This is a genomic window from Photorhabdus machadonis, assembly GCF_052657765.1.
On sequence record NZ_CP199761.1, the window covers coordinates 1331791 to 1346353 of the forward strand.

The 14563-nt window shown below is 46.3% G+C and carries 15 protein-coding genes and 6 pseudogenes; 15 read left to right on the forward strand and 6 right to left on the reverse strand.

Features of this window, described 5'->3' with window-relative positions; genetic code table 11:
• Positions 1 to 63: 63 nt before the first annotated feature.
• Positions 64 to 234, reverse strand: coding sequence for a deaminase (locus ACUN2T_RS06645; RefSeq protein WP_445493764.1), 171 nt, complete (start codon positions 232 to 234; stop codon positions 64 to 66).
• Positions 235 to 453: 219 nt separating this feature from the next.
• Here ACUN2T_RS06645 and ACUN2T_RS06650 point away from each other — a divergent pair, with 219 nt between their 5' ends.
• A complete protein-coding gene (locus tag ACUN2T_RS06650) occupies positions 454 to 1818 on the forward strand; it encodes a non-ribosomal peptide synthetase (RefSeq protein ID WP_445496805.1) in 1365 nt (454 codons plus the stop codon).
• A 95-nt stretch (positions 1819 to 1913) separates the two neighbouring features.
• Here ACUN2T_RS06650 and ACUN2T_RS06655 read toward each other — a convergent pair whose 3' ends face one another.
• On the reverse strand, positions 1914 to 2522 hold the full coding sequence (locus ACUN2T_RS06655) for a pentapeptide repeat-containing protein (RefSeq protein WP_445496806.1): 609 nt from the start codon (positions 2520 to 2522) through the stop codon (positions 1914 to 1916).
• A 327-nt stretch (positions 2523 to 2849) separates the two neighbouring features.
• Between ACUN2T_RS06655 and ACUN2T_RS06660 the strand changes: the two are divergent.
• The 10 genes and pseudogenes from ACUN2T_RS06660 to ACUN2T_RS06705 form a co-directional block, all read left to right on the forward strand.
• Positions 2850 to 3330 (forward strand): annotated as a pseudogene (locus ACUN2T_RS06660) (IS701 family transposase); the annotation flags it as partial.
• Between the two features lie 165 nt (positions 3331 to 3495).
• Positions 3496 to 3681, forward strand: a pseudogene (locus ACUN2T_RS06665) (transposase); the annotation flags it as partial.
• A gap of 61 nt (positions 3682 to 3742) precedes the next feature.
• A protein-coding gene (locus ACUN2T_RS06670; RefSeq protein ID WP_445496807.1) for an IS1 family transposase occupies positions 3743 to 4440 on the forward strand; the annotation gives its coding sequence in 2 pieces (ribosomal slippage) (positions 3743 to 3992 and positions 3992 to 4440; 699 coding nt in all).
• Between the two features lie 72 nt (positions 4441 to 4512).
• The gene (locus ACUN2T_RS06675; RefSeq protein WP_261440460.1) at positions 4513 to 5457 is read left to right on the forward strand and encodes an Rpn family recombination-promoting nuclease/putative transposase; all 945 of its coding nucleotides are present in this window, start codon (positions 4513 to 4515) and stop codon (positions 5455 to 5457) included.
• Between the two features lie 34 nt (positions 5458 to 5491).
• Positions 5492 to 6106, forward strand: coding sequence for a DUF2913 family protein (locus ACUN2T_RS06680; protein ID WP_445496808.1), 615 nt, complete (start codon positions 5492 to 5494; stop codon positions 6104 to 6106).
• Positions 6107 to 6143: 37 nt separating this feature from the next.
• Complete coding sequence (locus ACUN2T_RS06685; RefSeq protein ID WP_445496809.1) at positions 6144 to 6704, forward strand: hypothetical protein; 561 nt, start codon at positions 6144 to 6146, stop codon at positions 6702 to 6704.
• Between the two features lie 123 nt (positions 6705 to 6827).
• Positions 6828 to 7925, forward strand: a complete 1098-nt coding sequence (locus ACUN2T_RS06690) for a hypothetical protein (RefSeq protein ID WP_445496810.1) — start codon at positions 6828 to 6830, stop codon at positions 7923 to 7925.
• Positions 7926 to 8081: 156 nt separating this feature from the next.
• Complete coding sequence (locus tag ACUN2T_RS06695) at positions 8082 to 8858, forward strand: MBL fold metallo-hydrolase (protein WP_445496811.1); 777 nt, start codon at positions 8082 to 8084, stop codon at positions 8856 to 8858.
• A 15-nt stretch (positions 8859 to 8873) separates the two neighbouring features.
• The gene (locus tag ACUN2T_RS06700) at positions 8874 to 9863 is read left to right on the forward strand and encodes a GlxA family transcriptional regulator (RefSeq protein WP_445496812.1); all 990 of its coding nucleotides are present in this window, start codon (positions 8874 to 8876) and stop codon (positions 9861 to 9863) included.
• A gap of 8 nt (positions 9864 to 9871) precedes the next feature.
• Positions 9872 to 10273: an ester cyclase gene (locus ACUN2T_RS06705; RefSeq protein WP_445496813.1), complete on the forward strand. Its 402-nt coding sequence runs from the start codon at positions 9872 to 9874 to the stop codon at positions 10271 to 10273.
• A 108-nt stretch (positions 10274 to 10381) separates the two neighbouring features.
• Here ACUN2T_RS06705 and ACUN2T_RS06710 read toward each other — a convergent pair.
• Positions 10382 to 10699 (reverse strand): annotated as a pseudogene (locus ACUN2T_RS06710) (recombinase family protein); the annotation flags it as partial.
• Positions 10700 to 10761: 62 nt separating this feature from the next.
• Here ACUN2T_RS06710 and ACUN2T_RS06715 point away from each other — a divergent pair.
• Positions 10762 to 11457, forward strand: a pseudogene (locus tag ACUN2T_RS06715) (IS1 family transposase).
• Between the two features lie 27 nt (positions 11458 to 11484).
• On the opposite strand, the pseudogene ACUN2T_RS06720 reads toward ACUN2T_RS06715, so the two are convergent.
• Positions 11485 to 11814 (reverse strand): annotated as a pseudogene (locus ACUN2T_RS06720) (recombinase family protein); the annotation flags it as partial.
• 167 nt (positions 11815 to 11981) lie between these two features.
• On the opposite strand from ACUN2T_RS06720, the pseudogene ACUN2T_RS06725 reads away from it, so the two are divergent.
• A pseudogene (locus ACUN2T_RS06725) lies at positions 11982 to 12281 on the forward strand (DUF4158 domain-containing protein); the annotation flags it as partial.
• Between the two features lie 10 nt (positions 12282 to 12291).
• Here the strand turns inward: ACUN2T_RS06725 and ACUN2T_RS06730 are convergent.
• Both ACUN2T_RS06730 and ACUN2T_RS06735 read right to left on the reverse strand, forming a co-directional pair.
• The gene (locus ACUN2T_RS06730; protein WP_445496814.1) at positions 12292 to 13674 is read right to left on the reverse strand and encodes an IS4-like element ISPlu9 family transposase; all 1383 of its coding nucleotides are present in this window, start codon (positions 13672 to 13674) and stop codon (positions 12292 to 12294) included.
• 53 nt (positions 13675 to 13727) lie between these two features.
• Positions 13728 to 13967, reverse strand: coding sequence for a hypothetical protein (locus ACUN2T_RS06735; RefSeq protein WP_445496815.1), 240 nt, complete (start codon positions 13965 to 13967; stop codon positions 13728 to 13730).
• A gap of 108 nt (positions 13968 to 14075) precedes the next feature.
• On the opposite strand from ACUN2T_RS06735, the gene ACUN2T_RS06740 reads away from it, so the two are divergent.
• Positions 14076 to 14315: a hypothetical protein gene (locus ACUN2T_RS06740; protein WP_445496816.1), complete on the forward strand. Its 240-nt coding sequence runs from the start codon at positions 14076 to 14078 to the stop codon at positions 14313 to 14315.
• Complete coding sequence (locus ACUN2T_RS06745) at positions 14312 to 14563, forward strand: hypothetical protein (RefSeq protein ID WP_445496817.1); 252 nt, start codon at positions 14312 to 14314, stop codon at positions 14561 to 14563. The genes ACUN2T_RS06740 and ACUN2T_RS06745 overlap by 4 nt, the downstream gene beginning before the upstream one ends.

The following is a 14563-nucleotide window of genomic DNA, read 5'->3' on the forward strand; positions in this document are numbered from 1 at the left end:
ATAGCCTGAGTTTTGTTTAAAAATAGCAACGGACAAAGAAAGAGAGAATCTGTTTTCACAGACTCAGAGCGAGCCTAGGCACATAGGGCAGGGGCAGGTGAGAATGTAAATATCGCAGTCGGTCAGGTGCTCGGTCCCGAGCTTCTTGCACGCTTCCCGTACGGCCAGGATTTCCGCGTGTGCGGTCGGATCTCGGGTCTGTGCTACCAGGTTCGGGCTTTCAGCGAAAAGCATGGTGAGGACATTCTAAACGATGTTTGTTACGTCTACCGAGTATCAAGCTTCAATTATTCAAATGTCAATCAAGCGGACAAACTGTAGCACTATTATGAAAGGTTATTTATTATAGATATTATAGATATTATAGATATTATAGATATTATAGATATTATAGATATTATAGATATTATAGATATTATAGATATTATCAATTTATCTCAAATTGCCTGTATTATGTATACTTCAGGATCAACGGGAAAACCAAAAGGAGTTATGATTCCATACGCACAACTTCATAATTGGATTGAAGCTTCCTGGGAACGTATACCGTTTAGTGAATCAGAAGTTATGTTACAAAAAACTCCAATTATATTTGCTGTATCGGTAAAAGAATTATTAAGTGGCCTACTCCAAGGAATCCCATTAGTATTAGCGAATGATGTGCTAACTAAGGACATAAAATCATTATCAAAAATAATAAATTATTGGAGTGTGACTCGACTTTATTTAGTTCCTTCACATTTAGAATCACTACTTGATTATGCATTGATAGAGAGATTTTTATTACAATCGTTACGTTATGTGATTACTGCCGGAGAACCGTTATTACAAAGTTTGAAAGATAGAACAATGACACAACTACCGCAAGTTAGCATATGGAATAATTATGGCTGTACAGAATTAAATGATGTGACTTATTGTGAACCTTATGATTTTAGAACTGGTAGTCGTTTTGTTCCTATAGGTTTTCCAATATGGAATACTGAAGTTTATGTATTAGATGAGCAATTACGTCAAGTACCTATAGGAGTTATAGGAGAATTGCATGTGTGCAGTGTAGGTATGGCTTTAGGATATCTTGGTCAACCTAAACTTACTGCTCAAAAATTTATTGCTAACCCATATAGCAATATGCTAGGTGCTAGACTTTATAAAACAGGTGATTTAGTTCGTTATTTAAGTGATGGTTCACTGGAATTTATGGGACGTGATGACTTTGAAATAAAGGTTAGAGGGCACAGAATAGACATACGTCAAGTTGAGTCTATTGCTAATAATTATGAATGTGTAAAACAGGCAGTGATTGTAGCTTGGCCACCTAGTTTAAATCCAACTAAACTTGTAGCTTTTTTGTCGCTTAACAAAAATTCAATTGATATTACTGATTTTTCTCTATATATGTCTAAACACTTGCCATCTTATATGGTTCCATCTTTATATAAAATTTTGGATAATTTTCCAACACTACCCAATGGTAAACTTGATAGGTCTAGTTTACAAGCATTTGATGTTAATACAATGAGATATAAAAAAAATATTTCTGTGCACTCAAATATAGAAATGCAATTAGAAAAAATATTTGGACAAATATTACATTTAAATAACATTGAACTGTCTGATAGTTTTTTTGAACTTGGCGGAAACTCATTACTTGTGATGCACCTAGTATCAAAAATACAAAGTGTATTTAATGTTACACTCCAAATAAATAAAATTTTTGAGTCACCAACAATACTCGAATTATCAGAACTTATTTTTCGTTTACAGCAATCAAACCAAGAAAAAAATTTTATTGACATTAATGGATTGTTTTTTTAAAAAAATATAACCATTGGATTGAAAGTTTTTATTTAAGGTATTTAATTTACGGTAAGGTCAGTTTTTTGATACTTACCGTTTTGATTCATTTTCTATTAATCAACCAGGTTGATGTCCAAACAATCTAATAGCCCTAAAGCGTCAAAACGAGTAAATGTCGCCCCTGTAATATTATTTTTATATATATCTATGAAATAATTTTGAGCTTCGCTGAAATTGGTTTTTGCTAAGTTAGTATTATTAAATAGAGACCTTGAAAAATTACTATAAATGAAATTTGACGAACTAAAATCTCCCTCTCTGAAATCTACACCTTGGGCGCTACATTCTATCAAATTTAACTTTTTTAAAATCAAACCGTAAAAAGAAGAGTCATTCATTTTACACTTTTCAAATTTTAATTGAGATTCAAATGAAAATTTTGGGAAATTTGCTTTTGTCCAATTTATTCCAATCATTTTACATTCATAGAATTCCACATTATTAAATATGGTTTTATCTATATCCATTAAACTTAGATTACAGTTTTCAAATTTACAATCTATAATTTTACAATTTTTAAGCGTAGAGCTGCTAAAATTACAATTTTGAAACTCACAGTCATAAATTTTTGTGTTTTCAATTTTTTTTTCGGATTGTATTAAGCTATTAAATATTTCTGCCTGAATTTCTCTTCTCATTTCCAGTTCATTTTTTTTTGTCATGGATTATTCCTATAATTTTTTTATTCTATTAAATTAGAAAGTCCTACGATTATAAGATACTTCTAAATACTTTTCCATCCGGTTAACGAGAAAGGTGAACCGCGTTCGCTCGATTAACACAATAAGTGCAATGTACGTCTCGTATAGGCTTTGATGGGTGTCAATCCATTTAAAACCTTTCTTGGTGTCATATCTAATCTTCATTCCAGATCACTGATATCCAGCTCCATTAGCGAACTAAAAGCTGTTCCCTTAGTACTACAGCCGTAGCCCGCATTGTGTCATGATAGTTCTCTTCCTTCTTCCTAATTCTAAGGGAGGTGCCATATGGCCTCATCGGTCAATCTCTGGGAACAGGCGCTCCTGACCGCCCATTCCCGTCTGACTCCGCTATTTCACTCTGCCAGTTCTCAACAACGTTGTCTGGACTATCTTCGAGGATTACTCAGCGATGTTGAACGTAAAAACGGCTGGCAACTGGCTGAATGGCTGGGGGAACGCTCACCAGACGGCATTCAATATTTTCTGGAACGGGCCCATTGGGATGCTGAAGTCGCTCGCGATATCTTACGCGATGTATGTGATAGCGCATCTGGGTGATGAGCAAGGTATTCTGATTATCGATGAAACCAGTTTTATCAAAAAAGGCACCCATTCTGCCGGAGTACAGCGTCAATATAGTGGGACCGCGGGACGGGTAGAAAACAGTCAGGTCGCTGTCTTCCTGTGTTACGCCGGCAACGGCGGTCATGCCTTTATTGACCGGGCTTTATATCTGCCCAAACAGTGGACGGAAGATCGCCCCCGCTGTGACCTGTCTTTTAGTCACATCTCAAATTACGAGCAAATGACCGCAATTTGTTAAATATACCCAACTGATTTTAAAGGAAATATTTTCCAATACTGTCTCTATAAGTTTAAAATAATTCATATAAAAAACAGCAGGATACAAAGTTGTGTATAAGAGACAGGCTGTGACGCCGCCGGTATTCCTGACGCGGTGAGTTTTGCGACCAAACCTCAGCTCGCCCGGCATATGTTGGCGCGGGCATTCCAGGCCAATATCCCCTGTCGCTGGGTCACTGCCGATGCGGTCTATGGACAGGATCGCCGCTTGCGATGCTGGCTGGAATCCCAACATCAACCGTTTGTCTTAGCGGGTCATGCTCCCAATGATTAGATATTGTGGTAAACTCCCCGCTTTTTATTATGGGTGAGATATGGCTAAAGTGGATGTGGTTTGCCGTTACTGTCACAAAGTGGAAGAGGTGAAAGGACATGGAAAAGGGCGTACTGGGCATCCCCGCTATCACTGCTATGGGTGCCGTAAAACTTTTCAACTGGACTACACCTATCAAGCCTGTCACCCCGGCATGAAAGAGCGGATTGTGGATATGGCCATGAATAACTCGGGGGTTAGGGACACCGCTCGCGTCCTGAAAGTCGGCATTAACACGGTCATTCGCACATTAAAAAGCTCACGCCAAGAAACGTAACCATACTGCCGCTGGCGGGAAGTGACATTCAGATTATCTGTGAAATAGACGAGCAATGGGCATTTGTCGGTAGCAAGAAGAATCAGCGCTGGCTCTGGTACGCCTGGGAACCCCGTATGAAACGGATAGTGGCGCATGTGTTTGGTGATCGCAGCAGGAAAACGCTGGAAAAATTACTGGCGTTTCTGTCCCCTTTTAATATCCGGTTTTACTGTACAGATGATTATGCTGTTTACGATAGCCTTCCTGAAGGAAAACACCTCACCGGAAAGAAATTTACCCAACGTATCGAGAGAACCAATCTCACCCTCCGTATCCGCCTAAAAAGGCTGAATCGAAAAACGATAGGTTATTCCAAATCCGAAAAGATACACGATAAAGTGATAGGAACGTTCATTGAAACAGAATACTACTTTTTCTAAACGATCTAACTATTGGGTTCATGACCGCTCATGGTAGTATAGAAAGAAGTAATGTACAGAGGCTATCAGCCAATGAAAAAAAAGAACAGTACACCAACGCCTCATGATGCCACATTCAGACAGTTTTTGACTCAACCTAAAGTTGCGCGGGATTTTATGGAGCTGCACCTCCCCGCAGAGATCCGCAACATCTGCGATCTCAGCACACTGAAGCTAGAATCCGGTTCGTTCGTTGAAGATGACCTCCGCCAGTATTTCAGCGACGTGCTCTACAGCCTGAAAACCACCACCGGCACTGATGGTTATGTTCACGTACTTATCGAGCACCAGTCCAGCCCGGATAAGCACATGGCGTTTCGTCTCATCCGATATGCTGTCGCCGCCATGCAGCGGCACCTAGAGGCAGGCCATAAAAAATTACCACTGGTGATTCCGGTACTGTTCTACACAGGTAAACGCAGCCCCTACCCGTACTCCACCCGGTGGCTGGATGAGTTTGACGATCCGGGGCTGGCAGGTAAACTTTACAGCAGTGCTTTCCCGTTGGTTGACGTTACCGTCATTCCGGATGATGAAATCGCTTCACACCGCAGTATGGCCGCACTGACATTACTGCAGAAACATATTAACCAGCGGGACCTGGCAGAACTGGTTGACCGGCTGGCACCCATTTTGCTGGCAGGATATCTGTCTTCATCGCAGGTATTATCGCTGGTACACTATATAGTACAGGCTGGCGAAACATCCGACGCCGAAGCCTTTGTACGCGAACTGGCACAGCGTGTGCCGCAACACGGAGACGCACTTATGACCATCGCACAACAGCTTGAACAGAAGGGGATCGAGAAGGGCAGGGCTGAGGGGCTGCAACTCGGTGAGCAACGTGGAATTGAAAAAGGCGAGCGAGAAGCCACCCTTAAAATTGCACGAACCATGCTCAATAACGGTATCGACCACAATACCGTCATGAAAATGACCGGTCTGACCGCTGACGACCTGGCGCAGATCCGCCACTAATCCTTTACATCTACGTCGACGGGCAGGGTAACCATTGACAGATAAAGCCATATCCGTTCCCCCGGGAAACACCACCTCAGCGCTCAGTCACCTGGCGTTCTGCGCCCTGGCGGCGTTGGGGCTGGCGCGTCAAGATGGCATCGCCAGCACGCCGTATGCGGAAAATTTGTTCCTTATTCGCTGGCTGGCCACCGCCCAAAAGCAGAAGCGATTTCCCAAAAGCGTCGCCCTCGACATCAATTGGCTACTTGAACGCGGGCGTAAGCACGGGCCAGCCGGCAAACTGCGCCAGCACCTGGACTACCTGTGGCGCTCCTGCAGTGGCAATCTGGCCGCACAATCAGATCTGTTCCGGCTCACCTACGCCTCAGAAACGCTGAAAGACCAGGGCTGGGACAATTACGTGATGGATGCACGGGAGTGGAAATCCGGAGTTACCCTGACGCCCTCACTTAACAACGGCTTCTATGTCGAAAAAATGGCGCAGAATGCGGCCTTTACCCAGGACGGACGGCACCTGCACCCCATACCCTTTCGCATTATTGGTGACACCGTCACCTTCATTCGTGTCATGACGGAATATGGCCTGAACGCGAGGCTTGTCGACAGCACCCCAGATCACCATACGGTCGCGCTGGAGCCCGCGTAGCATTGCTCCCTGCCAAACCGGTAAAAAGGAAACACCGATGACAATGGCCGATTTTCGCCGAATGGCGGCAAAAATGGATCAGCATATGCAGCAGTTGGACGTGCAAGGCGTCAGGGAGCCGCACCAGGTGATTAACCGCATGATGGGCTACACCCCCGAGTTGCATCAGATTTGGACTGGCACCACGGATAAAGAACTGATGACGTTAACCCAGGAATATCCGGGGTTTTACCGTTACGCCCTCATCATGGAAACCGCGTTCGAGCAGGAGAGCCAGAAGTCATCCCAAGCTTATGACGGCACGCCTGAATTCTCAGCAGCCCATAAACACAGCATGGAACAGATACTCACCACGGCCGCAACGCTGGAACGGGGATACCTCGCTTATCAGGGCAACACCCTAACGGTGTTTGATGAACAAATAATCCGGCTAGGCCAATCGTTCAAATTATGGCAGGAATGCGTAGAAGACTTCAGGAAAGGGCTGAATGCCGATGAGAACGTTACCCCCATGCAGCGTGACTACGTTCATGCGGGGCTAACACGGATTTCAGATCGGCTTATCGATTTACAAACGAAATTCCAGCATAAAAAATGACGTGTGAAATGAACCACGGTGCTCACCTGCCAACACCGGTAATATTTGATGTTGGCTGACTCAATGTTCGGTGGTTCCGGCGTTTAACCCTTGACGGTTTTATTTTATAGACAGGATAAAGTAATGACTCACGAGACAGTAACTCCGCTAAACTACACACAGTCCGCAATTGAGGATCTCAGCACTCTCGAACAAGCGTGTCTACGGGAAGCACCATATTCCGCACACGTTCTACGGAACGTCATAGACCTTTTAGAGAATAGCGTAAAATTCATTCTACCGAACTGCGCCGATTTTATTGCCCCTGAAGATATCCGACAAACACATCTAGACCTTGCCAGACTACCTTATCCTGTTGTTACCTTCGAAATTCCCTGGGAGAAGGATGTTCCCCTGGAACAATATTCCGACATGCCGGTACTTCTTTCAACAAAGCGGATTGCGCTCTGCTGGGAGCTAAACAAAGAAATAGAACCCATTCCTGGTATCGTTAATCAAGTCACTGAAGTCTTCTCTGGTGGAGGAGTTTTCGTTTGCCCCATTTATTGGGCTGACAATGAGAGTCGCTGGCAGATGAGTTATGGCGGTATATTTTATCCCTATGACAACACGCTCAATATGACGGCGGATTTAAATAAACGGCCAACGGCCACGATACTCGCATTTGAATCGTTAAAAGAAGCTGGGTTAATAACAAAAACACATACAAAACAATATGTAGCCGAGCCATTCATTACACTAAAAGAATTCGCCGATAAGGCAGAAATGATATTGGGCAGTCGTGATAAACTTTTTGCGGATATCATTATAAACAGCCGGGACGAACTACAGGCATTCATTAACGCTTGCAGCATCCTGAATTGTGCCAACGTCATCGTGGATACACTCACCCCAGCAAAAACAAAAAAATCCGTGTTTGTCAGGGGGAAACGTGTGAAGCCCCAGGAACTGGTTACGAAACCCCGCTTCACCTACAAAGTATTGCAAATATCCGATGAACAAAAAACCGGGATTAATAGCAGTAGTGTAAATCTGGGGTCGCATACTAAACGCATGCATCTGCGCCGTGGGCATATAGGGCTCCGTTTGGGAAACGGAAAATATTGTACGTTAAGCTCAAATTTTAACCTGCAATGCACTGATAAATTGCAGCGTGCCTCAGCTCCCTGCTCTAAAGAAGTAGCTCATCCATGCGTCGGATCTATACCCGACTTCGGCTGACATATTTTCTGAAACCTGAGAGCCAGAAGAATGGCCCGATAACATCCAAATATGGCATTATTTCAGTGGCAGGCAGGCCTGATTTAATCATAATTATCAAATAAGGCCATCATGATATGGCTCTGATGGTTATTAACCAATACAGGACTTGCTAAAATGAAGATCATCCAGGTACGTAACGCCACACAACTCATTTCTTACGCTGGTAAAAAATTTCTTGTCGATCCGATGCTTGCGAAAAAAGAAGCCTATCCGGGATTCGAAGGGACAGCTCGGTCAGATATCCGGATCCCGATGACTGAGCTGCCTTTTGACCTTGATGTGCTGCTGGATGTGGATGCCATTATTGTCACCCACACGCACCCTGACCACTGGGATGAAGCGGCTGTGGCGCACATCCCGAAAGATAAACTGATTTATGTTCAGAATGAACATGATGAAAAGATCCTGCGTTCTCAGGGCTTCCACAACCTTGTTATTCTGTCTGACAAAAGCACATTTGGCGAAATCTCACTTATTAAAACCGTTTGTCAGCATGGTTCGGACGAAGCCTATGCTAACCCACAACTCGCAGCAATCCTTGGAGATGCCTGTGGGGTGGTCTTCCAGCATCCGTCCGAAAAAACGCTCTATCTGGTCGGGGATACCATCTGGATCAAGGCGGTAGAGGATAATTTACGTCGGTTCAATCCTGGCGTCGTTATCATGAATACGGGCTGGGCGCATGTTCTCGGATTCGGCCCCATTATTTTCGGCAGGGAAGATGTCCTGAAAGCCCATCGTATCGTGCCAGAGGCACTGATTGTGGCAACGCACATGGATGCCGTAAACCACTGTCTGCTGACCCGTAAGGAACTGCTGGAATATGCCCGCGATAACCAGATCCAGGCGTCAGTTGCCGCTCCTGCTGATGGTGAATCCGTTACGATTTAACCCGGAGGCCAGGGCATGTCCACCATCACTGTCGCGATAGTGATCACCGAAGGGTTCAGTACATTTCATGTCTCTGTTCCACTAATCCTGTTCGGGGAGATACTGGAAGGGAGGGCTCTCTTCAGCCGCCGGGTATGTGCGGAAGAGCCTGGGCTTATCTGGTCTGCCGAGGGTTCAGCGGTAAAGGCAGAATACGGGCTTGACGTGCTGCCAGAGGCCGATATCGTTATTATCCCTTTCTGGAAACACATCCATGAAAGGCCTTCTGAAACCCTGCTAAGTGCCTTGGTTGCAGCCTGGAAAAATGGAGCTCAGGTGGTGGGGCTGTGCCTTGGGAGTTTTGTTCTGGCTTACACAGGTCTGCTGGACGGTAAACGGGCGGCCACGCACTGGGAGGCTGAACGGGATTTCCAGATGCTTTTTCCGGCGGTTCATCTGGATGTGAACGTGCTTTATGTTGAGGACGAGCGGATTATCACCTCTGCCGGTACAGCCGCAGCACTGGACTGTTGTCTCCATGTGATCCGGCAGCGCCTGGGCAGCCATACGGCTAATCAAATCGCCCGCCGGATGGTTGCTCCTCCTTACCGGGAAGGCGGACAGGCACAGTACCGGCAACTGCTTCTTCCCAAAAGTACGTCCGATAACCGCATAAACCAGCTGCTGGAATACCTGTCCGCTAATCTGGGGTTACCGCATGATATTGACACCCTGGCCCATTTAGCATCCATGAGCCGAAGAACGCTGACACGCCATTTTCATGCGGCCACGGGGATGACGGTCTGGGAGTGGATCACCGCAGAGCGTCTCCGGCGGAGTCAGGAACTGCTGGAAAGTACAGATATTGCAGTGGAGCAGGTTGCCGAACTGGCAGGCTTTCAGTCCACCATTACTTTCCGGCAGATATTCCGGCAGCGGATGGGAGTCAGTCCCAGTGAATGGCGAAAAACATTCAACGGAACGCCGGAAGACAATATTCCGGCAGGTAAAGAAACTGAAAAATGAGGTGCAATATGTCTGTTGAAGAAAATATCAAAACAGTTCAAAAGTTTTATCGTCTGATTGAAGAAAATAAATATGATGAGGTGAAAAACCTCTGCCATCCGGATTTTAAATTCTATTCTCAGGTGGATACACCGCTGAACAGCGAGCAGTTTATCGTACAGGAGAAAGGTCATATGGATGCTTTTCCGGGATTTACCATGCGTATCCACGAAATCTTTGCCAGAGACGATAAAGTCGCCTGCTATCTTATCTTTGAAGGAGTTCAGTCCCGTGAATTCCTTGGGCATCCGGCCAGCGGCAGGAAAGTGCGCTTTTCACTGATGTTTATTATCACCCTGAAAGACGGAAAATATATAGAAAAACGTGCTCATTATAATACAGCGGATATCATCCGACAGTTGTCAGCCTGAGTGGCAACACGGTGCCCTGTCTGTATTATTACAGGCAGAGCTGCGTACCTGACAGGAGCGATGAGCTCAGCCTGGGAAACGTAATCCATTGAACGCCAAGGCTACTTTTTATTCAGATTCAGGTTCTCTATAAAGAGCCTGAATGCGGCATATCTGAGAGAGGCTGTATCCTGTCGCGTCTGCCGTTTCACGGATGCTCAGTTTCTTAACCTGCCGGTAGTACAGGACTTTCTGATGTCGCTCCTGATCGGCCTGTTTACCCCGGTATTTTCCCAGTGTATGCGCCCGTTCAATTCCCTGCTTTTGTCGCTGGCGGCGGCTCAGCCAGTCCTTATGCGACATCGCGGCCATCAGGTCGATAAGCATGTTATTGATGGCAGTTATCACGGCGCGGGTGATCGGGTCAGCCTGTGAAGGGTCTTTATCTGGTCATGCTCCCAATGATTAGATATTGTGGTAAACTCCCCGCTTTTTATTATGGGTGAGATATGGCTAAAGTGGATGTGGTTTGCCGTTACTGTCACAAAATGGAAGAGGTGAAAGGACATGGAAAAGGGCGTACTGGGCATCCCCGCTATCACTGCTATGGGTGCCGTAAAACTTTTCAACTGGACTACACCTATCAAGCCTGTCACCCCGGCATGAAAGAGCGGATTGTGTATGGCCATGAATAACTCGGGGGTTAGGGACACCGCTCGCGTCCTGAAAGTCGGCATTAACACGGTCATTCGCACATTAAAAAGCTCACGCCAAGAAACGTAACCACACTGCCGCTGGCGGGAAGTGACATTCAGATTATCTGTGAAATAGACGAGCAATGGGCATTTGTCGGTAGCAAGAAGAATCAGCGCTGGCTCTGGTACGCCTGGGAACCCCGTATGAAACGGATAGTGGCGCATGTGTTTGGTGATCGCAGCAGGAAAACGCTGGAAAAATTACTGGCGTTTCTGTCCCCTTTTAATATCCGGTTTTACTGTACAGATGATTATGCTGTTTACGATAGCCTTCCTGAAGGAAAACACCTCACCGGAAAGAAATTTACCCAACGTATCGAGAGAACCAATCTCACCCTCCGTATCCGCCTAAAAAGGCTGAATCGAAAAACGATAGGTTATTCCAAATCCGAAAAGATACACGATAAAGTGATAGGAACGTTCATTGAAACAGAATACTACTTTTTCTAAACGATCTAACTATTGGGTTCATGACCCTTTATCTGACAGTGCCTGCCATGAGGTGGGCACATCCAGGCTGACAATCCGCAGCTCGTGTTGCTCGATCTGCTTTTTCAGCGTCATCCAGTCGCTGTTGCTCAGACGCGTCAGACGGTCTATCTGTTCGACCAGTAAAATATCATTGCGATGACTGTCCATCAGTAAGCGCCCCAGTTCCTGGCGGTCAAGTTTTGTACCGCTGATGTTCTCCCGGTAATAACTCGCGATTTTATGCCCCCGCTCCTGAACGAACTGCTCCAGCATCTCTTTTGCCCGATCGGCGAACTGATCTTCCGTCGATGCTCTCAAATAAGCTCTGATGAACATTTTTTCACCGTGTTATCGCATTTAGGTTATTGCATTTATTCTATCGCATATAGGTTATGTCATTCATCGTGTTGCGTCACGTTTTGGTTATGGCGTCAGGGTGTACCCTTATGCGATAACAATTTTTGTTAAAAATACCGCATCGAATAATTTATGAAGGAAACTATATGGCAAGGAGGCAGATTCTTTCGCTGTCGGAAAGAGAATCGTTACTGGCATTACCAGAGGATGAGTTAACGCTGACCCGAATGGCGTATTTCAGTGAGCAGGATCTGGCATTTATTAATGCTCACCGTAAACCTGCCAGCCGGTTTGGTTTTGCCGTCCTTCTTTGCTATCTGAAAAATGTAGGCTTTGCCCCGGATAAAAAATCGTCCCCATCCGCAGAATTGCTCAAAATTATCGGTTCCCGACTTAAACTTTCAGCAGGACTCTGGCAGGAATATATTTCCGGCCGTGATACAACCTGTCTCTTGATCAGATCTCCAAATCAACTGATTTAGCCAGCAAATAGCCGTCTATCAGGGTTTGCAGCCGAAACCAGCCTTCCCAAAGTCGTTCCCATCCGACTCGACCCGTGCGTTTGGAATCGTACCAGCCGGCCAGTTTTCCCAGATTGATGAAGGCCCAATGCAAACTCGGGGCTTTTTTCGGCACACGGCGTTTTTCTTGTTTTGACCACAGTAATTTCCACGCCAGGGGGCTTAATACTGTCTCACAGCTCTCTTTCTCTGCCTCTTCTTTGTTCAGACCCATAAAACGCAGCTGGTGTATTCGTACCGCAATAAAGGCCAGCAGCACTATCATGCGCTCCAGATTATCTTTGCTTTGCATACGCAGCGCTTCTACCTGCGTGCCGCCCGTTTTCCACGCTTTGTGAAATTCTTCTATCAGCCAGCGGCGCTCGTAATAACTGAATATTTTATGGGCGTCTTCCTGACTGTTGACGGGTTCGGAGGTCAGAAGATGCCAGCAAAGCCCATCCTCCGGACCTTTTTCGTAGCAACCGACATAAAATATCCGCACCGCCTCACCGCTTTTTCCTTCGGGGATTTTCAACGTCACTTCGGCATAACTGATATCACAATGCGCGACACGCGCCTGACGCCCGCCTTTCTGTCTGACCTGAACTAATCGTTCTCCAGCACTCTGTAACCGGCTGATAAAATCATAAAGTTTATCCTGACTTTCCTCTATACGCCGGTTTTGCATCGAACGGATGACGAAACGTTGTTTTTGGCTCGTTTTATCACGCAGATATTCGATGATATCGGCTTCACGGTCACAGACAGAAATCACGTTGGCCATCTGCTCCCCTAACCGGCTGTCGACGGCTTGTGAGGCCCGTTCCCACTTATAACTCTCTTTCCCTTCATAAGGGCGTGTATCGCGTTGTCGGCTTTTGCCATAATCACTGACATCTCGACACCAGCGCTGTTGCTCTATCAACCCCACGACCTGTTGTTCTTCAGGCGCAAATAACAACACCAAGTGTGCCTGCATGCCCCGGGATTTTTCCTTTGAGGTGGTATAGCCGAGTTCATCGGCGACCGACGCATGGGAAAATGACAGGGTTGTCGTGTCTTCCAGCGCTAACAGGCAATGATAACGTTGAGCGTGAGCGACGGTGGCGGTAAATCCGGCTTCGGCGATGGCCTGAGGCGCAATGGCGGAATTTCGGGTCAGTCGGTAGGCCGCTTCAACATCGGCAGGAGAGTCAAGAGATTGCACGAGCGATTGTCCTCTATGGTTAGCCAACGAACAGGCCACTTTCACCAGGCGGTTGGTACGGCGTTTATCACCTAATTCCGCATGTTGAAACGTGTCATTTGCCCATTGTTCGGCGCAGGTTGAAAACATAAAGATTACCTCAAGTCGTGTTTTTTATTGAGATCAATCTATGAGGGAAAAGTTCAATAACGCGGGGGCGGGTTAAAATATTTGTGTAGGAAAGACAGATCAATTTCACCGACGAGCAGGTCCGGGCTATCCGCAGCGGCCATAAGGTGCAAACCCGCCAGCTGATCAAAGAAATCTGCCTCGATACCTTCCCGGAATCCCTGACTAAACGGCAGCGTGCGTTGGTGGATAAGGTTTTGCCACCCAAGTTTGGGCCGACGTTTTTCTGCCGTTTCGGCCAGGTAGGTGAGCAATTTTGGGTTCGTGAAACCTATGGCGACTGCGGTGTGCGGCTGGTCTATCGGGCTGACCTGGACGATGGCGCAGCCTATAAAGTAAAACGCTAGTTCCCGGCGCAGCAAATGACGCAGTTTGAGTCGCGGATCACGCTGGAGATTACGGGGGTACGTATTGAGCGCCTCCGCGACATCAGTGATGCCGATGCCCTGAGCGAAGGGTGCTCAATCACGGATTTACGCAGTGGTGAATGCCTGGCCGATGTGTTCGCCCGCAAGTGGTCGGCGATCCACGACGTTGATAGCTGGAAAGCCAATCCGATGGTTTGGGTGATCGACTTTAAAATCGTGGAAGATGCCCGATGAGCCGCCTGGTTATTGTGACTTTGCTGGAAGACGGCGGGGAAGAGCATGTTCACTTGCCTGCGGGTGAATTGGACGCTGGTGGATACACAACGCTGTGTGGCCTTGATGGTGGCCTGAGTGACACGGCGATGGAAACCAAACCCGCACCCCGTGGCGCAAAAGTTAACTGCCCCAATTGCTGGGCAATATTCAATACCTGCCGTTCGTTCCGGGCAACCGACTTCGATTCGGCTGTAAAGCAGGAGTAA